Origin of the sequence: Janthinobacterium sp. CG3 (assembly GCF_000344615.1) — a bacterium.
Lineage (GTDB): Bacteria > Pseudomonadota > Gammaproteobacteria > Burkholderiales > Burkholderiaceae_D > Janthinobacterium.
In genome coordinates, this window is record NZ_KB467824.1 from 3941294 (window position 1) to 3965459 (window position 24166).

23 protein-coding genes are annotated in these 24166 nt (G+C 65.4%); 5 read left to right on the plus strand and 18 right to left on the minus strand.

The annotated features are described in order from the left end of the window. Positions 1-49: 49 nt before the first annotated feature. The 12 genes from aspS to JANGC3_RS0117435 all read right to left on the minus strand — a co-directional run bounded on the left by aspS (position 50) and on the right by JANGC3_RS0117435 (position 13453). Positions 50-1864: an aspartate--tRNA ligase gene (aspS, locus tag JANGC3_RS0117380; protein ID WP_026133120.1), complete on the minus strand. Its 1815-nt coding sequence runs from the start codon at positions 1862-1864 to the stop codon at positions 50-52. Between the two features lie 75 nt (positions 1865-1939). Next, entirely contained in the window at positions 1940-2566 is a 627-nt protein-coding gene (locus JANGC3_RS0117385; protein ID WP_035787785.1) for a DUF502 domain-containing protein, read from the minus strand. Positions 2567-2624: 58 nt separating this feature from the next. Continuing rightward, entirely contained in the window at positions 2625-2939 is a 315-nt protein-coding gene (locus JANGC3_RS0117390) for an FmdB family zinc ribbon protein (RefSeq protein WP_026133121.1), read from the minus strand. A gap of 55 nt (positions 2940-2994) precedes the next feature. Continuing rightward, positions 2995-3603, minus strand: coding sequence for a hypothetical protein (locus JANGC3_RS0117395; RefSeq protein ID WP_017877770.1), 609 nt, complete (start codon positions 3601-3603; stop codon positions 2995-2997). A 14-nt stretch (positions 3604-3617) separates the two neighbouring features. After that, entirely contained in the window at positions 3618-5186 is a 1569-nt protein-coding gene (gene ubiB, locus JANGC3_RS0117400) for a ubiquinone biosynthesis regulatory protein kinase UbiB (RefSeq protein ID WP_017877771.1), read from the minus strand. Continuing rightward, entirely contained in the window at positions 5183-5824 is a 642-nt protein-coding gene (locus JANGC3_RS0117405; RefSeq protein WP_017877772.1) for a ubiquinone biosynthesis accessory factor UbiJ, read from the minus strand. Before JANGC3_RS0117405 ends, ubiB begins: the two co-directional genes overlap by 4 nt. A 114-nt stretch (positions 5825-5938) precedes the next feature. Then, positions 5939-6901 carry a Tim44 domain-containing protein gene (locus tag JANGC3_RS0117410; RefSeq protein ID WP_017877773.1) on the minus strand — a complete coding sequence of 321 codons (963 nt, stop codon included), beginning with the start codon at positions 6899-6901 and terminating at the stop codon, positions 5939-5941. Between the two features lie 9 nt (positions 6902-6910). Then, positions 6911-7645 (minus strand): bifunctional demethylmenaquinone methyltransferase/2-methoxy-6-polyprenyl-1,4-benzoquinol methylase UbiE, encoded by a 735-nt coding sequence (gene ubiE, locus JANGC3_RS0117415; RefSeq protein WP_017877774.1) that lies wholly within the window; start codon positions 7643-7645, stop codon positions 6911-6913. Positions 7646-7766: 121 nt separating this feature from the next. Continuing rightward, positions 7767-8213, minus strand: a complete 447-nt coding sequence (locus JANGC3_RS0117420; protein ID WP_017877775.1) for a gamma-butyrobetaine hydroxylase-like domain-containing protein — start codon at positions 8211-8213, stop codon at positions 7767-7769. 40 nt (positions 8214-8253) lie between these two features. Further along, positions 8254-8706: an HIT domain-containing protein gene (locus tag JANGC3_RS0117425; RefSeq protein WP_017877776.1), complete on the minus strand. Its 453-nt coding sequence runs from the start codon at positions 8704-8706 to the stop codon at positions 8254-8256. Beyond that, positions 8703-12728 (minus strand): DUF3683 domain-containing protein, encoded by a 4026-nt coding sequence (locus JANGC3_RS0117430; RefSeq protein WP_017877777.1) that lies wholly within the window; start codon positions 12726-12728, stop codon positions 8703-8705. The genes JANGC3_RS0117425 and JANGC3_RS0117430 overlap by 4 nt, the downstream gene beginning before the upstream one ends. Before the next feature lie 233 nt (positions 12729-12961). Further along, entirely contained in the window at positions 12962-13453 is a 492-nt protein-coding gene (locus tag JANGC3_RS0117435; RefSeq protein WP_017877778.1) for a YqaA family protein, read from the minus strand. Between the two features lie 208 nt (positions 13454-13661). Here JANGC3_RS0117435 and ilvA point away from each other — a divergent pair, with 208 nt between their 5' ends. The 5 genes from ilvA to rapZ all read left to right on the plus strand — a co-directional run bounded on the left by ilvA (position 13662) and on the right by rapZ (position 19102). Beyond that, entirely contained in the window at positions 13662-15197 is a 1536-nt protein-coding gene (gene ilvA, locus JANGC3_RS0117440) for a threonine ammonia-lyase, biosynthetic (RefSeq protein WP_017877779.1), read from the plus strand. Between the two features lie 163 nt (positions 15198-15360). Then, on the plus strand, positions 15361-16194 hold the full coding sequence (gene queF / locus JANGC3_RS0117445) for an NADPH-dependent 7-cyano-7-deazaguanine reductase QueF (RefSeq protein ID WP_017877780.1): 834 nt from the start codon (positions 15361-15363) through the stop codon (positions 16192-16194). Between the two features lie 488 nt (positions 16195-16682). Beyond that, positions 16683-17165, plus strand: coding sequence for a PTS sugar transporter subunit IIA (locus tag JANGC3_RS0117450; protein WP_017877781.1), 483 nt, complete (start codon positions 16683-16685; stop codon positions 17163-17165). Positions 17166-17212: 47 nt separating this feature from the next. Then, complete coding sequence (gene hprK, locus JANGC3_RS0117455; RefSeq protein ID WP_017877782.1) at positions 17213-18148, plus strand: HPr(Ser) kinase/phosphatase; 936 nt, start codon at positions 17213-17215, stop codon at positions 18146-18148. Positions 18149-18238: 90 nt separating this feature from the next. Beyond that, positions 18239-19102 carry an RNase adapter RapZ gene (rapZ, locus tag JANGC3_RS0117460; protein WP_017877783.1) on the plus strand — a complete coding sequence of 288 codons (864 nt, stop codon included), beginning with the start codon at positions 18239-18241 and terminating at the stop codon, positions 19100-19102. A 16-nt stretch (positions 19103-19118) separates the two neighbouring features. On the opposite strand, the gene JANGC3_RS0117465 is transcribed toward rapZ, so the two are convergent. From JANGC3_RS0117465 to lptC, 6 genes are all read right to left on the minus strand, one after another. Next, positions 19119-20204, minus strand: a complete 1086-nt coding sequence (locus tag JANGC3_RS0117465; protein WP_017877784.1) for an enoyl-CoA hydratase/isomerase family protein — start codon at positions 20202-20204, stop codon at positions 19119-19121. Between the two features lie 115 nt (positions 20205-20319). Next, positions 20320-20673, minus strand: coding sequence for a ribosome hibernation-promoting factor, HPF/YfiA family (hpf, locus tag JANGC3_RS0117470; RefSeq protein ID WP_026133122.1), 354 nt, complete (start codon positions 20671-20673; stop codon positions 20320-20322). Positions 20674-20745: 72 nt separating this feature from the next. Further along, positions 20746-22215, minus strand: a complete 1470-nt coding sequence (locus JANGC3_RS0117475; protein WP_017877786.1) for an RNA polymerase factor sigma-54 — start codon at positions 22213-22215, stop codon at positions 20746-20748. 5 nt (positions 22216-22220) lie between these two features. Then, positions 22221-22976: an LPS export ABC transporter ATP-binding protein gene (lptB, locus tag JANGC3_RS0117480; RefSeq protein WP_017877787.1), complete on the minus strand. Its 756-nt coding sequence runs from the start codon at positions 22974-22976 to the stop codon at positions 22221-22223. Continuing rightward, positions 22976-23533, minus strand: coding sequence for a lipopolysaccharide transport periplasmic protein LptA (gene lptA, locus JANGC3_RS0117485; RefSeq protein ID WP_017877788.1), 558 nt, complete (start codon positions 23531-23533; stop codon positions 22976-22978). The genes lptB and lptA overlap by 1 nt, the downstream gene beginning before the upstream one ends. Before the next feature lie 34 nt (positions 23534-23567). Continuing rightward, positions 23568-24164: an LPS export ABC transporter periplasmic protein LptC gene (lptC, locus tag JANGC3_RS0117490; protein WP_017877789.1), complete on the minus strand. Its 597-nt coding sequence runs from the start codon at positions 24162-24164 to the stop codon at positions 23568-23570. Positions 24165-24166 lie beyond the last annotated feature (2 nt).

Consider the following 24166-nt stretch of genomic DNA (forward strand, 5'->3'; position numbering starts at 1 on the left):
GCCTTTTTTCACAGCATGCGGCCCCCCGTGCAGGCGGGCCGGACGACGGTTAAGCGACTTTCGGCTCGGCGGCGCGCAGGCGGATGTGCAGTTCGCGCAATTGCTTCTCGTCCACTTCGGACGGCGCCTGGGTCAACAGGCACTGCGCGCGCTGGGTTTTCGGGAAGGCGATCACGTCGCGGATCGAATCGGAACCGGTCATCATCGTGACGATGCGGTCCAGGCCGAACGCCAGGCCGCCGTGCGGCGGCGCGCCGTATTGCAGCGCGTCGAGCAGGAAGCCGAACTTCAACTGGGCTTCCTCGGCGTCGATTTTCAAGGCGCGGAACACCTTGCTCTGCACTTCTTCGCGGTGGATGCGGATCGAACCGCCGCCCAACTCCCAACCGTTCAAGACCATGTCGTAGGCCTTGGCGATGCAGGCGCCCGGATTGGTTTCCAGCATGTCTTCATGGCCGTCTTTCGGCGCCGTGAACGGATGGTGGGTCGCGGTCCAGCGGTCGTTTTCCTCGTCGTAGTCGAACATCGGGAAGTCGACCACCCACAACGGCTTCCAGCTGTCCTCGAACAGGCCGGCTTTCTTGCCGAATTCGCTGTGGCCGATCTTCACGCGCAGCGCGCCGATGGCGTCGTTGACGACCTTGGCCTTGTCGGCGCCGAAGAAGATCAAGTCGCCGTCCTGGGCGCCGGTCAGCTCGACGATCTGCGCCAGCGCGGCGTCGTGCAGGTTCTTGACGATCGGCGATTGCAGGCCGTCGCGGCCCTTGGCCTTCTCGTTGACCTTGATGTAAGCGAGGCCCTTGGCGCCGTAAATGGCGACGAACTGGGTGTAGGCGTCGATTTCGGAACGCGGCATGCCGGAACCTTCCTTGGCGCCGCCCGGTACCAGCAGGCCGACCACGCGGCCGCCTTCCATGTTGGCCGCGCCGGCGAAGACCTTGAAGTCGACGTCTTTCATGACGGCGGTCAGGTCGGTGAAGGCCAGCTTGACGCGCATGTCCGGCTTGTCGGAACCGTACAGGCCCATCGCGGTGGCGAAGTCCATCACCGGGAACGGGTTCGGCAGGTCGATGTCGAGGGTGTTCTTGAAGACGATGCGTATCATGTTCTCGAACAGGTCGCGGATCTCTTGTTCCGACAGGAACGAGGTTTCGCAATCGATCTGGGTGAATTCAGGCTGGCGGTCGGCGCGCAAGTCTTCGTCGCGGAAGCATTTGACGATCTGGTAGTAACGGTCGAAGTTGGCGACCATCAGCAGCTGCTTGAACAACTGCGGCGATTGCGGCAGCGCGAAAAAGTTGCCGGCGTTGACGCGCGACGGCACCAGGTAGTCGCGCGCGCCTTCCGGGGTCGACTTGGTCAGCATCGGCGTTTCGATGTCGATGAAGCCCAGTTCGTCGAGGTACTTGCGCACTTCCATCGTTACCTTGTAGCGCAGGCGCAGATTGTTTTGCATCTGCGGACGGCGCAGGTCCAGCACGCGGTGGGTCAGGCGGGTGGTTTCGGACAGGTTGTCGTCGTCCAGCTGGAACGGCGGCGTGACCGAGGCGTTCAACACTTCCAGGTTGGAGCAGACCACTTCGATCTTGCCCGACTTCAGGTTGTTGTTGACAGTGCCTTCGAGGCGGTTGCTGACGACGCCGGTGACGCGCAGGCAATACTCGTTGCGCACCACTTCGGCCACTTTGAAGACTTCAGCCTGCTCGGGGTTGCAGACGATCTGCACCAGGCCTTCGCGGTCGCGCAAGTCGATGAAAATGACGCCGCCGTGGTCGCGCCGGCGATGCACCCAGCCGCACAGGTTGACGGTTTGTCCAAGCAGGGCTTCGGTGGTGAGGCCGCAGTAATGTGTACGCATTGACATAAATTTCTCAGTCCAGGTTAGATTATTCAGATGGCCGCGCCCTGCTTCGCGGACGCGTGCCCGTTTATTGTCGGTTTAATGTTTGGCCGGCGGCGCCGGTTCGGGCGCCACCACGCCCATCGAGACGATGTACTTGAGGGCGACGTCGACGCTCATGTCGAGTTCGACGACGTCGCCGCGCTTCATCATCAGGAAGAAACCGGAGGTCGGATTCGGTGTCGTCGGCACGTACACGCTGACATAGTCGCCCACCAGGTGGTTGCGCACGTCGCCGCCCGGCACGCCGGTCAGGAACGCGATGGTCCACGAGTTCTGGTGCGGATAAGGCACCAGCACGGCCTTGCGGAAGGCGTTGCCGGACGAGGAAAACAGCGTGTCGGAAACCTGCTTGACGCTTGAATACAAGGAATTGACGATGGGAATGCGCTGCAACAGCTTTTCCCACACGCGCACCACGTAGTTGCCGACCAGGTTATTGGTCAGCAAGCCGGTGACGAACACAATCAACACCGTCAACACCGTGCCGAGGCCGGGAATCGTGCTCAGCGCCGGGAAGTCGCGGCCGAACAACTTCATCGGCTGGGTGCTGCCGGGCACCAGCAACAGGGACTGGTCCATGGTGCTGATCACCAGGTTCAAGACCCAGGCCGTGATTGCCAGCGGAACCAAAATCAGCAATCCGGTAATGAAATATTTACGCATCGGTCTCTCTGTTCTTGGTGACGGGCAGGCGGCTCGCGCCGTCCGCCGTGGTAAAACCTCAGTCGGCCTTGGCCGGCGCGGCGCTCTTGGCCTCGGCGGCGGGCGCGGCCGCGGCGGCGGCGGCGGGCGCGGCGTCCTTCGCCGGCGCCGTGTCGGCCGGGCCGGTCGGCAGCGCCGTGCTCGGCGGCGTGCCGCCGCGGAAATCGGTCGCATACCAGCCGGTGCCCTTTAACTGGAAGCCGGCGGCGGTCAATTGTTTCTTAAACGTAGGCTTGCCGCACGACTGACAAACCGTCAGCACTGGATCGGACATCTTCTGCAAGACATCTTTGGCGAAACCACAATCGTCACAGCGGTAAGCGTAAATCGGCATTCAAAACTCCGCAAAAATCATCAAAACCCTGAATTATAAAGCTTTTTCCATGCGCTCACGGATTGCCGCCCCGGCGACGCCAGAGCATCCAGCGTTCCTTGCCTTCGAAGACGGCGATCGAGTCGGCCACCGGCTCGTCGGCGATGCAGTCGAAGTGCGGCGCCAGCAGCGCGTCGAGTTGCGCGCGCTCGATGCCGAACGGCGGGCCGCGCAGGGCGTCGTCGAAGAAGAAGTAGCCCGCCAGCAAGGCGCCCGGCGCCAGCAGCGCGGCCCAGCGCGCCGCCACCTGCGGCCACATCGCGCGCGGCATGGCGCACAGGAAGGCGCGTTCGTAGATCAGTTGCGGCGGCTCGGCCGGCGCGTAGGTGAAAAAGTCGGCTTCGAGCACGCGCCCGGCCCACGGGCCGACGGCGGCGCGGGCGGCGGCCACGGCGGCCGGCGCGAAGTCGATCGCGGTGGCGTCCCAGCCGCCCTGGCACAGGTGCGCCAGTTCGTAGGCGGCGCCGCAGCCGGGGATCAGGCAGCGCAGCGGCGCGGCGGCGCCGGCGACGAAGGCGCGCAGCGCGTCGGGCACGCCGCCGCGGTCCCACGGCGTGAAGCCGCGTTCGAAGCGTTCGTCCCAGAACGCCGGGGAGAGCGGGTCGCGGGCCTGGAAGTCGGGCATGCCGGCGCCCCCTCTTATGCCAGGTGCTGCCAGCGCAGCATCAGTTGCAGGCCGAGCGCGCCGACGGCGAAGGCGCCGACGAAGTAAACCACAAAACTGAGCAGGCGGTTGGTGTGGCGCTGTTCGGCGATCAGGGTCTTGAGCAGCTCGGTGTCGGCGTTGCGCGGCGCGCCGGCCACCGCCAGCGCGTGGTGCAGCAGGCGCGGCAGTTGTGGCAGCATGTGGGCGAAGCGCGGCGCCTCGCCCTTCAGGCGCTCCATCATGCCTTTCACGCCGACCTGGTCGGACATCCAGTTTTCCAGGTAGGGCTTGGCGGTTTTCCACAGGTCGAGGTCGGGGTCGAGCTGGCGCCCCAGGCCTTCGATGTTAAGCAGGGTCTTTTGCAGCAGCACAAGTTGCGGCTGCACTTCGACGTTGAAGCGGCGCGAGGTCTGGAACAGGCGCAGCAGAATCTGGCCGAAGGAGATGTCCTTCAGCGGCCGGTCGAAGATCGGTTCGCAGCAGGCCCGCACCGCCGATTCCAGTTCGTCGACGCGGGTCTCCTTCGGCGCCCAGCCCGATTCGATGTGCGCTTCGGCGACGCGCTTGTAGTCGCGCCGGAAAAAGGCCAGGAAATTTTGCGACAGGTAGTCCTTGTCGAAGTCGTTCAGGGTGCCGACGATGCCGAAGTCGAGCGCGATGTAGCGGCCGAACGTTTCCGGCTCGACCGACACCAGGATGTTCCCGGGGTGCATGTCGGCATGGAAGAAGCCGTCGCGGAACACCTGGGTGAAGAAGATTTCCACGCCGTCGCTTGACAGCTTCTTCAGGTCGACGCCGGCCGCGGCCAGGCGGTCCAGCTGCGACACCGGGATGCCGACCATGCGCTCCATGACGATCACGCTCGACGAGCAAAAGTCCCAGTGCATCTCGGGCACCATCAGCAGGTTCGAGTCGGCGAAGTTGCGCCGCAGCTGGCTGGCGTTGGCCGCTTCGCGCATCAGGTCGAGTTCGTCGTGCAGGTATTTGTCGAATTCGCCGACGACCTCCTTCGGCTTCAGGCGCTTGCTGTCGGCCCAGATGCGGCCGATCCACTCGGCGGCGATGTGCATCAGCGCGACGTCCTCGTCGATCAGCTTTTTCATGCCCGGGCGCAGCACCTTGACGGCCACTTCCCGGCCGTCCTTCAGCGTGGCGAAATGCACCTGGGCGATCGAGGCCGAGGCCACCGGCGTGCGCTCGAAGTTGGCGAACAGCTGCTCCGGGTGGGCACCCAGCGATTTGACGATTTGCGCGATCGCCAGGTCGGAGTCGAACGGCGGCACCTGGTCTTGCAGGCGCGCCAGCTCGTCGGCCAGGTCGGCCGGCATCAGGTCGCGCCGGGTCGACAGCACCTGGCCGAACTTGACGAAAATCGGCCCCAGCTCTTCCAGCGCCATGCGCATGCGCTCGCCGCGCGGCGCGCTGATGTCGCGCCAGAAGATGACGGTGTCGATCAGTTTGGCGGTGCGCGGCACCTTCAGGCCGGAGATGGCGATTTCGTCGAGGCCGTATTTGACGACCACCCGCAGGATTTTCAGCAGGCGCAAAAATTTCAATATCATTGGAGGTCCGGTGATGGTGCCGCGGCGGATACGCCGCGCGCCAGTTTTTGTTCTAGCTTTTCAATCCGCTTGGCGATGCGTTCGACGTCGTCGCGCAGGCGCGTGACGTCGCCCGAGAAGGCCTCGACCGCGGCCGGACGCACCAGCAGCGGCTGCTCTTCGAGGAAGAATTCGGCGACGTTCTCGGCCAGCTTTTGCTGGCCGGACTTGGCGGCCGCGACGACCGCCCTGGCGCCGGCGGCGATGCGCTGGGCGGCGATCTGGCCGACCAGCTTTTCCAGGTCGTGTTCGGCCTCCCAGCGCAAGGTCTTGCTGAGCTGGGAAATGGCGTTGGCGAATTCGGCGTCGCCGTCGATTTTGACGTAGGAAAAGGCGCGCTCGCGGTTTTGCAGGATCAGCGGCAGGTCCGACAGCTTGACGCGGATCGTCACGTTGGCGGCGGCGTCGTCCGGCGCCACCTCGAACATGCCGCCGGCGACGCGCACGCGCAGCGCCAGCGCGCCGGTGTCGACGCAGGCGACCTTGCCGGCGTGCAGCGCGAGCTGTTGCTGCGCCCACGGCTCCTGCGCCAGCAAATGGTTGATCGAAGCGACGACGGGCGCGCTCAGCGCGGAGCTGCTAGGGATAGGTAGGGGCATGCGGTCGATCTGTAAAAAACCTCAAAAAAAAACCGCCCGTGGCAATCGTGGGCGGTCTTGATCTTACCAGCTTGCCGGGAAATAAACGGCAGCGGCAATTTACCGTGCGCGCACTCAGGACAGTTGCTGGATGCCGGCCAACAACCAGCCGCCGTTGCCGGACACCGGCTTCGCCAGGTTCCAGACTTCGGCGAACGGTTCCGCGGCGGCGTTCGGCGCCGGGCGCATCGCGCCCGAGAACTTGACGCTGGCCAGGTAGTCGGCGGCGCTCGTTTCTATGCCCAGCAATTCGGCCTCGATGCTGACGACGTCGGTGAAGTCGGCGCCGGCGCCGCGTTCCTGCAGTTGCAATTTCATCTCGGCGTAGACTTCCGGCGTGGTGAATTCGCGGATGTCGTTGACGTCGGCCTTGTCCCAGGCCGCCTGCAGGCGAATGAAGTTGCTTTTCGCGTGGCGCAGGAAGTTGGCCGTGTCGAAGTCGGCCGGCACGCCCCATGGCGCGGCCGCGGCCGGCTTGTCGAGCATCGAGCCGGCCGACGGCGCCGGCATCAGCGGTTCGAAGGCCTGCGGCTGCATGCGCGAGCCGATCTCCGGCGTGTTGCCGGCGCCCTGGGCCAGCGCATTGTTGCCGCCGAAGCCGCCCGAGAACGGCGCGTTGCGATTGCCGCCGTCGTTGGCGGCCCGCTTGCCGCGCACCAGGCGATAGATCAGGTAGACGGCGCCGGCCAGCAAGGCCAGCATCAACAGCGAACCGATCATGCCGGCCAGCGCGCCGCCCAGACCGAAGTGCGACAACAAGGCGCCCAGGCCCAGGCCGAGCAAGGCGCCGCCCAGGATGCCTTTCCAACGGCTCGGCGGCTTGGCCGCGGCCGCCGGCGCCGCGGCGGGCGCGGCGGCGGCTTGGGCCTGGCGTTGCGCCGCCGGGGCCGGGGCAGGCGCGGGCGCCTGGCGGCTCACGTTGTGCGACTGCCGGCCAATCGAGCGGCCGCCGCCCATCGGGCGGGCGATCGAGTCGGCCAGCATCGACAACGACAGCGCGGCCAGTGTCGCGCCGACCAGAAATTTCTTGATATTCATGCCAACCTCCTACAGTTTGATACCCGTGTGCAAAGCTGCGACCCCGGCCGTCAAATTGAAATACTGCACGCGCTCCAGGCCGGCGTCTTGCATCATGGTTTTCAGGGTTTCCTGGTCCGGATGCATGCGGATCGACTCGGCCAGGTAACGATAGCTTTCGGCGTCGCCGGCGATTTTTTGGCCCAGCCACGGCAGCACCGAGAACGAATACACGTCATACGGCTTTTGCAGCGGCGCCGCCACTTTCGAGAATTCCAGCACCAACAACTTGCCGCCCGGCTTGAGCACGCGGCGCATTTCGGCCAGCGCCTGGTCCTTGTGCGTCATGTTGCGCAGGCCGAAGGCGACGCTGACGCGGTCGAAATAATTGTCCGGGAACGGCAGTTTTTCCGCGTCACACAACAAGGTGGGGGTCAACAGGCCGCGATTCAAGAGCCGGTCGCGGCCCACGCGCAGCATCGACTCGTTGATGTCGGTCAGCCAGACCTCGCCGCCGGGGCCGGCCTGCTTGGCGAACACCTTGGCCAGGTCGCCGGTGCCGCCGGCAATGTCGAGCACCTTGAAGCCCGGGCGCACGCCGGCGTTGGCGATGGTGAAGGTCTTCCACAGGCGGTGCAAACCGGCCGACATCAGGTCGTTCATCACATCGTATTTGGCGGCGACGGAGTGGAACACCTTCGCCACCTCGTGCACTTTGTCGTCTTCCGAAACGGTTTTATAGCCGAAATGCGTCGTATTGGTCATGGTTATCAGCCTGATTGATGTGCGGGCATTATACAAGCGGCGCGCCGGCGCGGCCCGGCTTGTTCTGAATCGCGAACCCAGGTCAAGAATTCGCGCCGGATGCGGCTCAGCCGCGGCGCCACTAGTGCTTGTGGCCGCAGCCGTGGCCGGCCGCCGGCGCCGCCGGCAGCGCCGCGCCCGGCTCGCGGCCGCTGTCGCCGGGGAAGCCGGCGGCGTGCAGGCGCTCCAGGTAGGTGCGCCACACTTGCTCCTGCTGCGCGCCCAGCTTGTAGAGCAGCTCCCACGAGTACAGGCCGGTGTTGTGGCCGTCCGAGAAGGTCGGTTGCACCGCGTAGTTGCCGACCGGATCGAGCGCCGTGATGCCGACCTCGCGCTTGCCCAGCTGTAGCACTTCCTGGCCCGGACCGTGGCCGCGCACTTCGGCCGACGGCGAGCACACGCGCAGCAATTCGAACGGCAGCGAGAAGTTGGCGCCGTCGTCGAAGCTGACGTCGAGCACCCGCGATTTGCTGTGCACCGTCAGTCCGGTCGGTTGCGGCGTCGGGGCCGATTGTCTGGAGCCTGTCATGGTGTTCTCTTGGTAAATGTTTGGCGGCGTGCTCAGGCGCTCAGGAATTCAGGCGTTGGACGATGGCGGCGCGCAATTGCGGCAGCAGCGCGGCGCGCGCCGCCAGCGTGTCGGCCGCCGGCGCGCGCCGGGCCGCGGCCCAGGTCGGGTTCGGGAAATGGGCGTCGTCGAGGTAGCGCGGGATCACGTGCCAGTGCACGTGCGGCGTCATGTTGCCGAAGCTGGCCAGGTTGATTTTTTCCGGCCGCATCACTTCGCGCTGGGCCAGTTCGACCTGCCACACCACCTCCATCACGCGGCTGCGCTCGGCCGCGCCCAGATCGCTCATTTCCTTCACATGGCCGTGCCAGACGACGCGGCAAAAGCCGGGATAGCCGGCCTCGTCGACCAGCGCGACGGCCACCCGCTCGTCGCGCCACACCAGCGCGTCCAGGCCGGCGCCGGCGTCGAAGCCGGCCAGCAGGACGCACAGGTCGCAGGGCTGGACGGTCACACCAGCACCCGCTCGATGCCGCCGTCGTTGGCGCGCTTGACGTAGTCGGGCATCCAGTTCTCGCCCAGCAAGTGCTTGGCGATCTCGACGACGATGTAGTCGGCCGTGGTGCCGGCCTCCTCGCCGTAGCGCGAGACGCCGCCCAGGCAGGCCGGGCAGCTGGTGAGGATCTTCACTTCGCCGGCGAAGCCGTCGGCGCGCAGCTTGTCGGCGCCCTTGATCATTTCCTCTTCCTTGCGGAAGCGCACCTGGGTCGAAATGTCGGGGCGCGACACCATCAGGGTGCCGGAATCGCCGCAGCAACGGTCGTTTTTCTCGATCTTGACGTTGTCGACGGTGCTGATCAGCGCGTTGATCGTCTTGCCCGATTCCTGCAGCTTCATCGGGTTGTGGCATGGCTCGTGGTACATATAGCGCGTGCCGTTGACGCCTTCGAGCTTGACCTTTTTCTCCAGCAGGTACTCGTGGATGTCCATGATGCGGCAGCCGGGGAAGATCTTGTCGAACTCATAAGTCGCCAGCTGGTCGTAGCAGGTGCCGCAGGATACCAGCACCGTCTTGATGTCCAGATAGTTGAGCGTGTTGGCCATGCGGTGGAACAGCACGCGGTTGTCCGTCATCATCTTTTCGGCCTTGTCGTACTCGCCGTTGCCGCGCTGCGGATAGCCGCAGCACAGATAGCCCGGCGGCAGCACGGTTTGCACGCCCACTTCCCACAGCATGGCCTGGGTCGCCAAGCCCACTTGCGAGAACAGCCGCTCCGAACCGCAGCCCGGGAAGTAGAACACGGCTTCGGTGTCGGCCGTGGTGGTCTTCGGATTGCGGATGATCGGGATGACCTTGTCGTCCTCGATGTCGAGCAGCGCGCGCGCGGTTTTCTTCGGCAGGTTGCCCGGCATTTTCTTGTTGATGAAGTGAATCACCTGCTCGCGCACCTTCGGCTTGCCCAGGCTCGGCGGCGGCGCCTTGGTCTGTTTCTTGGCGAATTTCTTCAGCAAATCATTGCCCAGGCGCTGGGCCTTGTAGCCCCAACCGATCATCACCTGGCGCGAGGCGTTGATGGTGGTCGGGTCGGTCGCGTTGAGGAAGAACATCGTCGCGGCCAGGGCCGGCTTGAAGCTTTTCTTTTCCATTTTGCGCAATAGATTGCGCATGTTCATCGACACCTCGCCGAAGTCGATGTTGACCGGGCACGGCGTGACGCACTTGTGGCACACGGTGCAATGGTCGGCGACGTCCTCGAACTCTTCCCAGTGCTTGACCGAGATGCCGCGGCGGGTCTGCTCTTCGTACAGGAAGGCTTCGATCAGCGACGAGGTCGCCAGGATCTTGTCGCGCGGCGAGTACAGCAGGTTGGCGCGCGGCACGTGGGTCGAGCACACCGGTTTGCACTTGCCGCAGCGCAGGCAATCCTTGACGCTGTTGGCGATGGCGCCGATATCGCTTTGCTGCATGATCAGCGATTCGTGGCCCATCAGGCCGAACGACGGCGTGTAGGCGTTGCGCAAGTCCGCGCCCAGGCCGTCGAGGTTCAGCAGCTTGCCCTTGTTGAAGCGCCCTTCCGGATCGATGCGCTGCTTGTAGCTGCGGAATTCGCCGATCTCTTCCTCGGTCAGGAACTCCAGCTTGGTGATGCCGATGCCGTGCTCGCCCGAAATGACGCCGTCGAGCGAACGCGCCAGCACCATGATGCGGGCCACCGCCTGGTGGGCGTCCTGCAGCATTTCATAGTTGTCGGAGTTGACCGGCAAGTTGGTGTGGACGTTGCCGTCGCCGGCGTGCATGTGCAGCGCGACGAACACGCGCGAGCGCAGCACGCGGGCGTGGATCGCCGTGGTTTCGTCGAGGATCAGCTTGAAGGCGGCGCCGTTGAAGATTTGCCGCAGTTGCGCGCGGATTTCCTGCTTCCAGGTGATGCGCACGGTGCGGTCCTGCACCACGTCGAACAGGGTGGCGTCCGGCTGCTGCGCCAGGCGCGCCTCGAACACCGGCAGCAGGCGCTCCAGGCCCAATTCGGCCAACTGGTCCTTGGCGCTGGCCAGCGGCAGGTCCAGCCCGGCCAGCGCGTAGGTCCAGCGCGCCGTCACCTGGCGCAGCAGCGCCGTGGCCTGCTGCACGCGGTCGCCGAGCATTTCGGCGTCGTCGACGCGGTCGTCGGAGGCGTCGTCGCTCTTGCCCACCGGCAGGTTGCCGGCGCCGAAGAAGTCGCTCAGCGCGGTGGCCAGTTGCAGCTTGTTCTTGATCGACAGTTCGATGTTGATGCGCTCGATGCCGTCGGTGTATTCGCCCATGCGGTTGAGCGGAATCACCACGTCTTCGTTGATTTTGAAGGCGTTGGTGTGCTTGGCGATGGCCGCCGTGCGGGCGCGGTCGAGCCAGAACTTCTTGCGCGCCTCCGGGCTGACGGCGACGAAGCCCTCGCCGACGCGGGTGTTGGCGATGCGCACCACTTCCGAGGCGGCGATGGCCACCGCGTTCTCGTCGTCGCCGACGATGTCGCCGAACAGCGCCATCTTCGGCAGCACGCCGCGCTTCGACTTGGTGGCGTAGCCGACGGCGCGCAGGTAGCGCTCGTCCAGATGCTCCAGGCCGGCCAGGCGGATCGTCGTGAAACCGTCGCCGCGGGCCGGCAAGCCGTCCAGGTAGTCCTTGATTTCAACGATAGACGGAATCGCGTCGCGCGCCTGGCCGAAGAATTCCAGGCAGACCGTGCGGGCGTGCTTGGGCATCTTGTGCAAGATCCAGCGCGCCGACGTGATCAGGCCGTCGGTGCCCTCTTTCTGGATGCCCGGCAGGCCGGACAGGAATTTGTCGGTGACGTCCTTGCCCAGGCCTTCCTTGCGGAACTTGCGGCCGGCGATGTCCAGCAACTCGGTCTTGAACGGCGCCGCCTTGGCGGCGCCGCGGCTGGTCGGGTGGGTCCATTCGAGCTTGAACTTGGCCACCGGCGCGTCGTGGATCTTGCCCAGGTTGTGCTCCAGGCGCGTCACTTCGAGCCAGTCGCCGTTCGGGTCGACCATGCGCCACGAGGCCAGGTTGTCCAGCGCGGTCCCCCACAGCACGGCCTTCTTGCCGCCGGCGTTCATGGCGACGTTGCCGCCGATGCAGGAAGCCTCGGCCGAGGTCGGGTCGACGGCGAACACGAAGCCGGCCTTTTCGGCGGCGTCCGAGACGCGCTTGGTGACCACGCCGGCGCCCGACAGCAGCGTCGCGTATTCGCGCTCGACGCCGGGCAGCATGGTCATTTCGACCTCGCCCAGGGTAATCAGTTTTTCGGTGTTGATGACGGCCGACAGCGGCGTCAGCGGCACGGCGCCGCCGGTGTAGCCGGTTCCGCCGCCGCGCGGGATGATGGTCAGCCCCAGTTCGATGCAACCCTTGACCAGGCCGGCCATCTCGTCCTCGGTGTCGGGCGTGAGCACGACGAACGGGTATTCGACGCGCCAGTCGGTGGCGTCGGTAACGTGGGCAACGCGCTTCATGCCGTCGAAGCAGATGTTGTGCTTTTCGGTGTAGCGGCCCAGCACCTTGGTGGTGCGCTTGCGCAGGTCGTAGGTCTGGCGGAACTCGTCGCCGAAGTCGGCCACGGCCTTGCTGGCCGCCTTCAGCAGCGCCTCGACGCTGGCGCTGCGGCGTTGCGCCGCGGCGTCGTCCAGGTTCGCTTCGCTGGCCGCGTCCACCGTCAGGCGGCGCTTGTCGACCTCGGCCAGGCGGTGGTGCAAGGCGGCGATCAGTTCCTGGCGCCGTTTCGGGTTGTCCAGCAAGTCGTCCTGCAGGTAGGGATTGCGCCGCACCACCCAGATGTCGCCCAGCACCTCGTACAGCATGCGCGCCGACCGGCCGGTCTGGCGCGCGCCGCGCAGCTCGTCGAGCAGGCTCCAGGAGTGCTCCCCCAGCAGTCGGATGACGATCTCGCGATCGGAAAACGACGTGTAGTTATAGGGGATTTCGCGCAGCCGGGTGGCGGCGGGACCGTTTGGCGTTTCGGCCAGCAGTGCTTTGATGTGTGCGGGGGCGTTCATGGTATATGTGGACTTGTGGACTGACCCTAAAGAGGCATTTTAGCGTATTGCGCCGCACCATGCCGGAACAGCCCTCGCCCCCCTACGGGTTAAGCGAGGCCGGCGGCGCCGCCCGAAACGCGGCGAAGCGCGTATATCACCAAATCCATATGATGAAAATACGCCATTCTTGATAGATCCTGCCAACAAAAGGCTATTATTGCAAATAAACAATCCCGTCGGCCGCGGCGGCTTTAGCCCAGCAGTTGTCCGATCCGTTGCCAGACGCCGTCGGGCACGAACAACAGCAGGCTCGTCATGGTCAGGTAGCGCGCCAGCTTGCCCGCCGCCATGTAGGCGACGCTGGGCCAGAACGGCAGCTTGAGCCAGCCGGCCAGCGTGCACAGCGGGTCGCCGATGCCGGGCAACCAGGCCAGCAGCATGGTCTTGGCGCCGTAGCGCGCCAGCCAGCGGAACCAGCGCGTGTCGCGCTCCTTGGCGAAGGCCACCTTGGCGCGGTAGCCGAGCCAGTAGTCGACCATGCCGCCGAGGGTGTTGCCGACGGTGGCGGTCAGGATCACCGGCCAGAACAACGCGGGGTTGGCCTTGACGACGGCGAACACCGCCGGCTCCGAGCCCAGCGGCAGCAGCGTGGCCGAGATAAAACTGATGATGAAGACCGACGTCAGCCCCACTTCGGGCGCCGCCAACAGGTGCAGCAACCAGGCGATTGTAGATTCGATCATCGAACTCTTTGAGGTAGGCGAAAGGTGTCCATTATAATGAAGCGCAACACCCGCACAGTACAATCGAGAATCGCCGCACGCTGGCGCCAGGCCCACCGGCCGGCGGCCGCCGCGGCGCCCGCTTCGGCTACCCGCCGCGACCAGCACGTCTTTGCTCCACCGAACACGTTCCAGACCCTCTGGCCCAGAATCACTCTGTTTGCAGACTATGACTATCGACTATCTGAAGAAAATCCTGACCGCCCGCGTCTACGACGTCGCCATTGAAACCCCGCTGGAGTTCGCGCCGGCGCTGTCGCAGCGCCTGGAAAACCGGATTTACTTCAAGCGCGAGGACATGCAGAGCGTGTTCAGCTTCAAGGTGCGCGGCGCCTACAACAAGATGGCCCACCTGAGCGAGGCGCAACTCAAGCGCGGCGTCATCTGCGCCTCGGCCGGCAACCACGCCCAGGGCGTGGCGCTGTCGGCGGCCCGGCTCGGCTGCCGCGCGCTGGTGGTGATGCCGACCACCACGCCGCCGGTGAAGATCGACGCGGTTAAGGCGCGCGGCGGCGCCAACGTCGAGGTGGTGCTGTTTGGCGACTCCTACACCGACGCCTACAACCACGCGCTGACCTTGGAAAAAGAGCAGAAGCTGACCTTCGTGCACCCGTTCGACGATCCCGACGTTATCGCCGGCCAGGGCACCATCGGCATGGAAATCCTGCGCCAGCACGCCGGCCCGATCCACGCCATCTTCATCGCCATCGGCGGCGGCGGCCTGATCTCCGGCGTGGCCGCCTACGTCAAGCAGATCCGCCCCGACATCAAGATCATCGGCGTGCAGACGCTGGACTCGGACGCGATGGCGCGCAGCCTGAAGGCCGGCGAGCGCGTGACGCTGCCCGACGTCGGCCTGTTTTCCGACGGCACCGCGGTGCGCCTGGTCGGCGAGGAAACCTTCCGCCTGGCGCAGTTGTACGTCGACGAGGTCATCATCGTCGACACCGACGCCATCTGCGCCGCCATCAAGGACGTCTTCACCGACACCCGCAGCATCCTGGAGCCGGCCGGCGCGCTGGCCATCGCCGGCGCCAAGGCGTACATCGAGCGCGCCAGCCTGAGCAAGCATCCGGTCCAGAACGAAACGCTGGTGACGATCGCCTGCGGCGCCAACATGAATTTCGACCGCCTGCGCTTCGTTGCCGAACGCGCCGAGCTGGGCGAGTCGCGCGAGGCGGTGTTCGCCGTGACGATGCCGGAGCAGCGCGGCAGCTTCAAGCGCTTCTGCCAGTTGGTGGGCGCGCGCAACGTCACCGAGTTCAACTACCGCATCAGCGACGAGAGCCAGGCGCACGTGTTTGTCGGCGTGCAGATCGCCAACCGCAACGAATCGGGCGTGCTGGCGCGCAAGTTCGAGGAGCACGAGTTCAAGACGCTCGACTTGACCCACGACGAGCTGGCCAAGTCGCACATCCGCCACCTGGTCGGCGGCAAGAGCCGCCTGGCCCAGGACGAGCTGCTGTACCGCTTCGAGTTCCCGGAACGCCCGGGCGCGCTGATGCGCTTCCTCGACAGCATGGCGCCGAACTGGAACATTTCGCTGTGCCATTACCGCAGCCAGGGCGGCGACGTCGGCCGCATCCTCATCGGCCTGCAGGTGCCGCAGGACGAAATGGGCGAGTTCGGCCAATTCCTGACCACCCTCGGCTACCGCTACTGGGACGAAAGCAGCAACCCCGTCTACAAGCTGTTCCTGGGATAATCCCACGACCAGAGGGCGGGCTGCACCCGCGCGCCGCCGGCATACGCAAAAACCGGCGGCGCACAGCCGGGGTCGGACCCTCAGCGCCAAGGCGAGAAGGCCCGACCCCAGATTCACGCCGCTGCTTCGCTGCCAGCCGGCGGCACCTTACCTTCAAATCACCATGACCAATTCCGCCGACCTCTCCCCGCTGGGCAAAAGCGCCGCCTACCGCAGCGACTACGCCCCCGAACTGCTGTTCCCGATTCCCCGCCAGGGCAAGCGCGACGAGCTGCAATTGCACGGCACCCTGCCCTTTTTCGGCGTCGACATCTGGAACGCCTACGAGCTGTCATGGCTCAACCTGCGCGGCAAGCCGCAGGTGGCGATCGCCCGCGTCACCGTGCCGGCCGACTCGCCCAATATCGTCGAGTCGAAGTCGTTCAAGCTCTACCTGAACTCCTTCAACCAGACCAAACTGGCCAGCGCCGACGCCCTGCAGGCGCTGCTGCAGCAAGACCTGTCGGGCGGCTTCGGCGCGCCGGTGCAGGTCGCGCTGACCTTGCAGGAACAGTTCGCCGGCTTGAAAATGGGCGAACTCGACGGCTTGCTGCTGGACCGCCTCGACATCGACATCGACCAGTACACGCCGTCGCCGCTGCTGCTCAAGGCGGCGCTGGACGAGGCGCCGGTCGAGGAAAAACTGCTGTCGCATCTGCTCAAATCGAATTGCCTGGTCACCGGCCAGCCGGACTGGGGCAGCGTGCAAATCCATTACGCCGGGCCGCAGATCGACCAGGAAAGCCTGCTCAAGTACCTGATCGGTTTCCGCGAGCACAACGAGTTCCACGAGCAATGCGTCGAACGCATCTTCGTCGACATCCTGCGCCAGTGCGCGCCGCAAAAACTGGCCGTGTACGCCCGTTACACCCGCCGCGGCGGACTCGACATCAACCCATGGCGCAGCAACTTCAGCACCGGCCAGCGTCCGCCCAACCTGCGCAACGCCCGCCAGTAGCGGCCGAAACGGAGCGGCCGGCCAGCCCAGGGCGCAACGGGCGAATTCCGCTACGTGGGCTTGTTCAAACGCGTCAAGGGCGCGCGCACGATCGCCGCTTGACGCGGCGCAAACGCGCGCGCGTTCGCGCGCCGCGCGCCTTGACTGGCTGGTGCAATGCCCCTACCTTCCAGGCAAGCGGCACCGACCGCGTTTTCATTTACAATGTAATAAGTTACTGGAAATCCGCCGGAGCCGGCCCCGGCGTTGAATAATTGGCGAAACAGTCATGTAGAATGGAAAAATCGGCAAGACAGCGTATTTCGCGCCAGAAATAGCGAAGCCACGGCCCGCCCGAGTGCGGACGCCGCGGCCGCCGGCCCCGGTTCGCCTTCAAGCGGACTGAGGCGGTTGTGGCGGCAACAGAATTCATGTTACACGGCGCAAAAACAAGCCTATAATTCTGCTCGCAAGCCCCTTTTGTGCACCGCACCATTTCACTTAGTGTTATGACTAACCTCAGCAAAATATTATCTCTCGAAAACGTCCTGCTCGACCTGGAAGTGTCCAGCAAGAAGCGCGCCTTTGAACAAGCCGGTCTGATTTTCGAGAACAATTGCGGCATCGCCCGCTCCACCGTGTCGGACAACCTGTTTGCCCGCGAGCGCCTCGGTTCCACCGGGCTGGGGCATGGCGTGGCCGTGCCGCACGGCCGCATCAAGGGCATGAAGACGCTCAAGGCGCCGCTGGCCGCGTTCGTGCGTCTGGCCGAGCCGATTCCGTTCGAATCGCCCGACGGCAAGCCGGTGAACCTGCTGTTCTTCCTGCTGATTCCGGACCACGTTACCCAGCAGCATCTGGAAATCCTGTCGGAAATCGCCGAAATGTTTTCCGACGACGCCTTCCGCACCGCGCTGGCGACCGACCCGGACCCGAAATCGGTGCACGCGCGCATTATCAACTGGCAACCCAGTCTGCAGGCGGCGGGCTAAACTGCGCTACACTGCGCGTGACTATCCATTCCTGAGTGAGCCCGCGCATGCTGCAAACACCGCTGACGATCCAACGCCTGTACGACGACAACCGTGAAAGCCTGCAACTGGGCTGGTTCGCCGGCTTTCCCGGCGGCGAACGGCTCATTTCCGGCGACGTCGCCTCGGCCGCCGACCAGGTCGGCCATTTGAACCTGATCCACCCGGGCCGCATCCAGGTCTTCGGCCACCAGGAAATCAATTACTACCAGCGCTTGAAGTCCGGCTCGCGCAGCCACATCATTGGCGAGTTGATCGCCGGCGGGCCGCCGGCGCTGATTATCGCCCAGGGCCTGGAAACGCCGCCCGACATCCTCGCCATCTGCGATGAAAAAAACATTCCGCTGTTTTCCACCCCGCTGCCGGCGGCCCAGGTGATCGACTTCCTGCGCGTCTACCTGTCGAAGAAACTGGCGCAGCGCATTATCATGCACGGCGTCTTCATGGACGTGCTGGGCGTGGGCGTGCTGATCACCGGCGATTCCGGGCTCGGCAAAAGCGAGCTGGGCCTGGAATTGATTTCGCGCAGCCACGGCCTGGTGGCCGACGACGCCGTCGAATTCTCGCGCATCGCGCCGAACATGATCGAGGGCCGCTGCCCGCCGCTGCTGCAAAACCTGCTCGAGGTGCGCGGCCTGGGCCTGCTCGACATCAAGGCGATCTTCGGCGAAACGGCGGTGCGCCGCAAGATGCGCCTGAAGCTGATCGTGCACCTGGTGCGCCGCAGCGCGCTGGAGGAGGAGGTCGAGCGCCTGCCCTTCCTGTTCCCCACCGAGGACGTGCTGGGCCTGCCGGTGCGCAAGGTCGTCATTCCGGTGGCGGCCGGGCGCAACATCGCGGTGCTGCTGGAGGCGGCGGTGCGCAACACCATCTTGCAACTGCGCGGCATCGACACGCTGCAGGAATTCATGGAGCGCCAGCGCCAGGCGATGAGCGGCGACTAGCGCGGCCGGCCGGCGGCATGGCATCTGCCATCGGATGTACAGCAGCTTGCTTTCAGCGCCGTGTTTGATCTTATTGTATGATCAAGGCCTATGCATATAGTCCTCATCACTGGTATCTCCGGATCCGGCAAATCGGTCGCGCTGAACGTGCTCGAAGACGCCGGTTATTATTGCGTGGACAACTTGCCGCCAGCGCTGCTGAGCCAGCTCGTATCGACCTTGCTACAGGAAGGCACCGAGTCGCTGGCGGTCGCCGTCGACGCCCGCAGCGCCGCCTCGCTGGCCAGTCTGCCGCACGACGTCGGCCGGCTCAAGCAGGACGGCCACGACGTCAAGGTCATGTTCCTGACCGCCACCACGCACTCGCTGGTGGCGCGCTTTTCCGAAACCCGCCGCAGCCATCCACTGTCGCACGAACTGCGCCCCGGCCAGAACCCGGCGGCGCGGCGCACCCTGATCGAATGCATATCCGAAGAGCGCGAACGCCTGTCGACGATCGAACAACTGGGCCATGTGATCGACACGTCGGAATTGAGCGCCAACAAACTGCGCGGCTGGATCAAGGAAATCGTCGCCGTCGACCGCGCGCCGTTGACGCTGTTTTTCGAATCGTTCGCCTTCAAGCTGGGCGTGCCGCTGGACGCCGACTTCGTGTTCGACGTGCGCGCGCTGCCGAACCCGTATTACGACCTGGCGCTGCGCCCGCTGACCGGGCGCGACGCGCCGGTGATCGCCTTCCTCGACGCCCAGCCGGCGGCGGCCGAGCTGCTCGGCGACATCCGCGCCTTCCTCGCCAAATGGCTGCCCTCGTTCAAGACCGACAACCGCAGCTACCTGACGGTGGCGGTCGGCTGCACCGGCGGCCAGCACCGCTCGGTGTACATGGCCGAGCGCCTGGCGCAGCACTTCGGCCCGACCGAACAGGTGGTATTGCGCCACCGCGAACAACCGTAGCGGCGGAGCCGCCGGCCTACGCCAGCTCGCGCAGCGGATGCGCGTGCGCCGGCCACACCGGCGCGAAGAAGCCCGCCACCATCTGCGGCGTCACCTCGGCCAGCGTCGGCGGCGACCAGCGCGGCGCGTTGTCCTTGTCGATGACGAGCGCGCGCACGCCCTCGATGACCTCGCCGTGCGCGAAGTTGTGGCGCACCACGGTGCGCTCCATGCGCAGGCAATCGGCCACCCCCAGCGCGGCGCCGCGGCGCAGCAGCTCAAACGTCACCGACATCATCAACGGCGAGCGCTGCGCCATCGCCGCCAGCGTCTTTTGCGCGAAGGGCGAGGCGTCGCCCTCCAGCGACGCCACGATGCCGGCCACCGAGTCGGCGCCGAAATGCCGCGCCAGCGCGGCGGCCTCTTGGCGCAGCGCGCTGGCGCCCGCCTCGGCCTGGAACGGCGCCGCGAAGGCGGCGATCGCGGCGGGCAGCAACGCGCCCGGGGTGGCCGCGATCAGCGCCGTGAGCGCCGCATTCTGGGCTTGCGGCACGAAGTGGTCGGCCAGGCCGGCGTGCAGCGCGTCGGCCGCGCCTATCGTCAGCCCGGTCAAGCCCAGGTAGAGGCCCAGCCGGTCCGGCGCGCGCGACAGGAAATAGCTGCCGCCGACGTCGGGGAACAGGCCGATGTTCACCTCCGGCATGGCCATCTTGGTGCGCTCGCTTACCACCCGCACGCGGCTGGCCGGGCCGGCCTGGGCCACGCCCATGCCGCCGCCCATCACCACGCCGTCGAGCAGGGCCACGTAGGGCTTCGGATAAAAGTGGATCAGGTGGTTCAGCGCGTATTCCTCGCTGAAGAAGTCCTCCAGCAGGGCGCTGCCGGCCAGCGGCGTGGCGCGCCCGGCGTCGTAGAAAAAACGGATGTCGCCGCCGGCGCAGAAGGCCTTCTCGCTGCTGCTCTTGATGACCACGGCGTCGACGCCGGCGTCGTCGCGCCAGGCCAGCAGGGCCGCGGCGAGCTGGCGCACCATCGCCAGCGACAACGAGTTCAGCGCCTTGGGGCGGTCGAGGACGATGCACGCGGTGCGGTGCTGGACGGAGGTGTGGACGAATTCGCTCATGGCAGGGTCGATGGCAGGTGGAAAGGAACGTATACTAGCGCACCGGCGGCGCGGGCGCGGGCGCAAAAAAGGGCGCGAGACGCGCCCTTAGTCGGGGTGGGAAGCGGGGGCCGGATTAGACGGCGGCGGCTTCGTAGGTGTCGGGCAGATGCTTGATCGCCTCGTGACCGTGCTCTTGCACTTTGGTTTTGTACTTCATGACCTGGCGGTCCAGTTTGTCGATCAGGGTGTCGATGGCGGCGTACAGGTCTTGCGACAGGCTTTCCACGTACACGGTCTTGCCGGACATGCGCAGGTTGATTTCGGCCTTTTGCCGTTTATCTTTTTCTTTCAGATTGTCTACGGTCAGAATGACAGCAATATCAATGACTTGATCGAAATGGCGTTGCACGCGCTCCAGTTTGGTTTGTACGTATTCACGGATGGCCGGTGTCACTTCGAGATGATGTCCGCTGATAGTGAGATTCATACACACTCCTAAAGATGATGTCGGGTTCGTGCCTTCGCCGGTCTTCTGGCGCGCAGAGGAACCAAAGTAAAACTACAACGATTTTCGCAGACTGACTGGCGGGATCTTCAGCGCTTCCCGGTATTTGGCAACAGTGCGTCGCGCAATCACCATGCCTTGTTCTCCCAGCATGTCCGCAATCTTACTGTCGGATAAAGGATTTTTCGGGTCTTCAGCTCCTGTCAATTGCACAATAAGCGCCCGTATCGCCGTCGATGATGCCTCTCCCCCCGCTTCGGTGGCGACATGGCTACCAAAGAAATATTTCAACTCAAACATGCCATGCGGGGTCAGCATATACTTCTGAGTTGTTACCCGAGAAATAGTACTCTCGTGTAAACCCAGTTTATCAGCTATTTCACGGAGCACAAGGGGTCTCATCGCCACCGCCCCGTGCGAGAAGAAATTTTTCTGCCTCTCAACAATGGCCTGGGCCACGCGCAGGATGGTGTCGAAGCGCTGGCGCATATTCTTGATCAGCCACTTGGCCTCCTGCAACTGGGCGCCCATCGCCCCCTCGCCCTTGCCCTGCTTGAGCAGGTTGGCGTACATGGCGTTGACGCGCAGGCGCGGCATGACCTCGTGGTTCAGGCTGACGTGCCAGCCGTTGCGCGCGCGCTTGACGACGACGTCCGGCACCACGTAGTCGGAGACGTCGGCGGCGAACACCGCGCCCGGGTGCGGGTTGCACTGGCGGATCACCGTCTGCGCCTCGCGCAAGTCCTCGTCGTCGCACAGCAGGGCCTTTTTCAGCTTGTTGAAGTCGCGCTGGGCGAACCAGGTCAGGTGCCGCTCGACGATCAGCAGCGCCATGCGCCGCGTCACCATGGCGATCCGCGGCAGGCGTTTGATTTGCAGCGCCAGGCATTCGGAGGCGTTGCGCGCGCCGACGCCGGCCGGGTCGAAGCTTTGCAGCAGCGCCAGCGCGGTGCGCATCTCGTCGGCCCCGACGTCCAGCTCGGCCGGCAGGCGCGCCAGGATCTCGTCGAGCGGCTCCTCGAGGTAGCCGTTGTCGTCGAGCGCGTCGATGATCAACTCGACCAGCGCGCGGTCGCGCAGCGGCTGCACGGTGACGCGCATTTGCTCCATCAGGTGTTCGCGCAGCGTGCGCTGGCTCGCTTCGAGCTGCGGCCGGGAATCCTCGTCGTCGGGCGCCTTGCCGCGGCCGATCTCGCTCCAGTCGCTGTCGCCGTTGTCGGCGGCGGCGTGCTCGGCGCCGTCGTACGCGGGTTCGGCGTCGGCCGCCGGCGCGCTATCTTGCCCCGGCGCCGCCGCGCCGTCCTGTGGCGGCGCGCCGGTCGGGCTCAGCGCGCCGTCCGCCAGCAGCCGCAGCGAGCGGTCGAGCGGGTCGTCGAGGCGTTCCAGCAGCGGGTTCTCGCCCAGCAACTGCTCAAGCTCCTGGTGCAGCTCCAGCGTCGATAGCTGCAGCAGCCGGATCGACTGCTGCAGTTGCGGGGTCAGCGCCAGGTGCTGCGAGGTGCGCAGTTGCAGGGATTGTTTCATCGGATTTACATGCGGAAATGTTCACCCAGGTAGACCCGCCGCACCGATTCGTTGGCGATGATGTCGTCGGGCCGGCCCGAGGCCAGCACCGAGCCCTGGTTGATGATGTAGGCGCGGTCGCAGATGCCCAGCGTTTCGCGCACGTTGTGGTCGGTGATCAGCACGCCGATGCCGCGCTCCTTGAGGAAGCGCACGATGCGCTGGATCTCGATGACGGCGATCGGGTCGACCCCGGCGAAGGGCTCGTCGAGCAGCACGAAGCGCGGGTTGGTGGCCAGCGCGCGCGCGATCTCGACGCGGCGCCGCTCGCCGCCCGACAGCGACAGCGCCTGGTTCTCGCGCAGCTTTTCGATTTGCAGGTCGGCCAGCAGGGTGTCGAGCCTGGCCTCGATTTCGGCTTTTTTCAGCGCGCGCCCGTCGACGCTTTGGATTTCCAGCACCGCGCGGATGTTGTCCTCCACCGTCAGCTTGCGAAACACCGACGCCTCCTGCGGCAGGTAGGACAGGCCGAGCTGGGCGCGCCGGTGGATCGGCAGGCGCGAAATGTCGACGCCGCTGATGTCGATGCTGCCGGCGTCCGACGGCACCAGGCCGACGATCATGTAGAACGAGGTGGTCTTGCCGGCGCCGTTGGGGCCCAGCAGGCCGACCACCTCGCCGCACTCGACCTGCAGCGAGACGTCGTGCACCACCTGGCGCTTGCCGTAGCTTTTTTGCAGGCCGCGCACCACCAGCGTGCTGGCGCCGTGGATCGCTTCCATCACTTCTTCTCCTGCGCCGCAGCGGCGCTCTTGGTCGGCTGGATCACCATGCGCACGCTGCCGCCGCCCGGCTTGCTTTCGCCGCTGGCGGTGTTTTCCATGGCGAACAACTCCTTGCGGCTGTCGTAGGAAATGAACGGCCCCTCGGCCTCGTCGGTCTTCTTGCTGCCCTCGAGGCGGGTCAGCTTGGCCTTCGAGAACAGCTTGACCATTTCGGTCTTGTCGTCGTATTCGACGCGCTCGGCCTCGCCCTCGACCCACAGGTCGCCCTCGCCGTCGCGCTTCTGGCGGAACGTCGCCAGCTTGCCCGGCGCGGCCCAGAAGGTGGCGAACTGGTAGCCCTGCGGGTCGACCAGGATCAGCGCGCGCCCGGCCTTCATCGTCAGCGTGCCCTTGACCAGCACGACGTTGCCGGTCAGCGTACGGGTTTGCTTGACCTCGTCGGCGACGCCCTGCTCGGCGGTGATCACGGTTTCCTTGGTGGAATCGGCTTTTTCGGCGCGGGCGGCGCCGGCAAAGGCGGCGCACAACAGCGCCAACAACACAATTTTCTTCATTTGCGTACTCCTGGGTAAAAGGGCGGCGGCCGCGTCAGCGCGGCGGCGGCGGAATGGTAATGCGCAACTGCTGCGCGACCTCGATTTGGCCGGTGGCGTTGTTGGCGCGCATGCCGACCCCGCTCATGCGGCTGGCGCCCTGCAACAGCACCACCGGCTGGTCGGTTTCCATGCGGTCGGCGTCGGGGAACACCGTCAACGCCTCGGTCTTCAAGTTCATGCTGGCCGCGCCCGGGCCGGCCGGCCGGTCGACCACGACGCTGCCGTTCAGCTGGACCCGGCTGCTGTCCTGGTCGATGCGACCGCGCAGCGCGCGCGCGTCCATTGGCGGCGTCGTCGGCGACAGCTTGCGCAGGTACGGCCGCTCGATGTCGGACGAGTCGTCGAGCGGGCGGTGGGTCAGCTTGACGCCGGAGACGATGTAGGCCGGCTTGCCGTCCACGCCCATGCGCACGACGCTGAAATTGTCGACGAAATAATCGGGCTCGTTGCGCGGCTGCCCGACGACGCCGTCCTGGCCCTGCTGCTTGAGCACCTGCAGCAGCCAAAAGCTGCCGAGCGCGAAGACGACGCCGGCCAGCAGCGTCAGCGCGGTGCGCCAGCGCTGCGGATGGGGCTGGCGCTTACGCATGG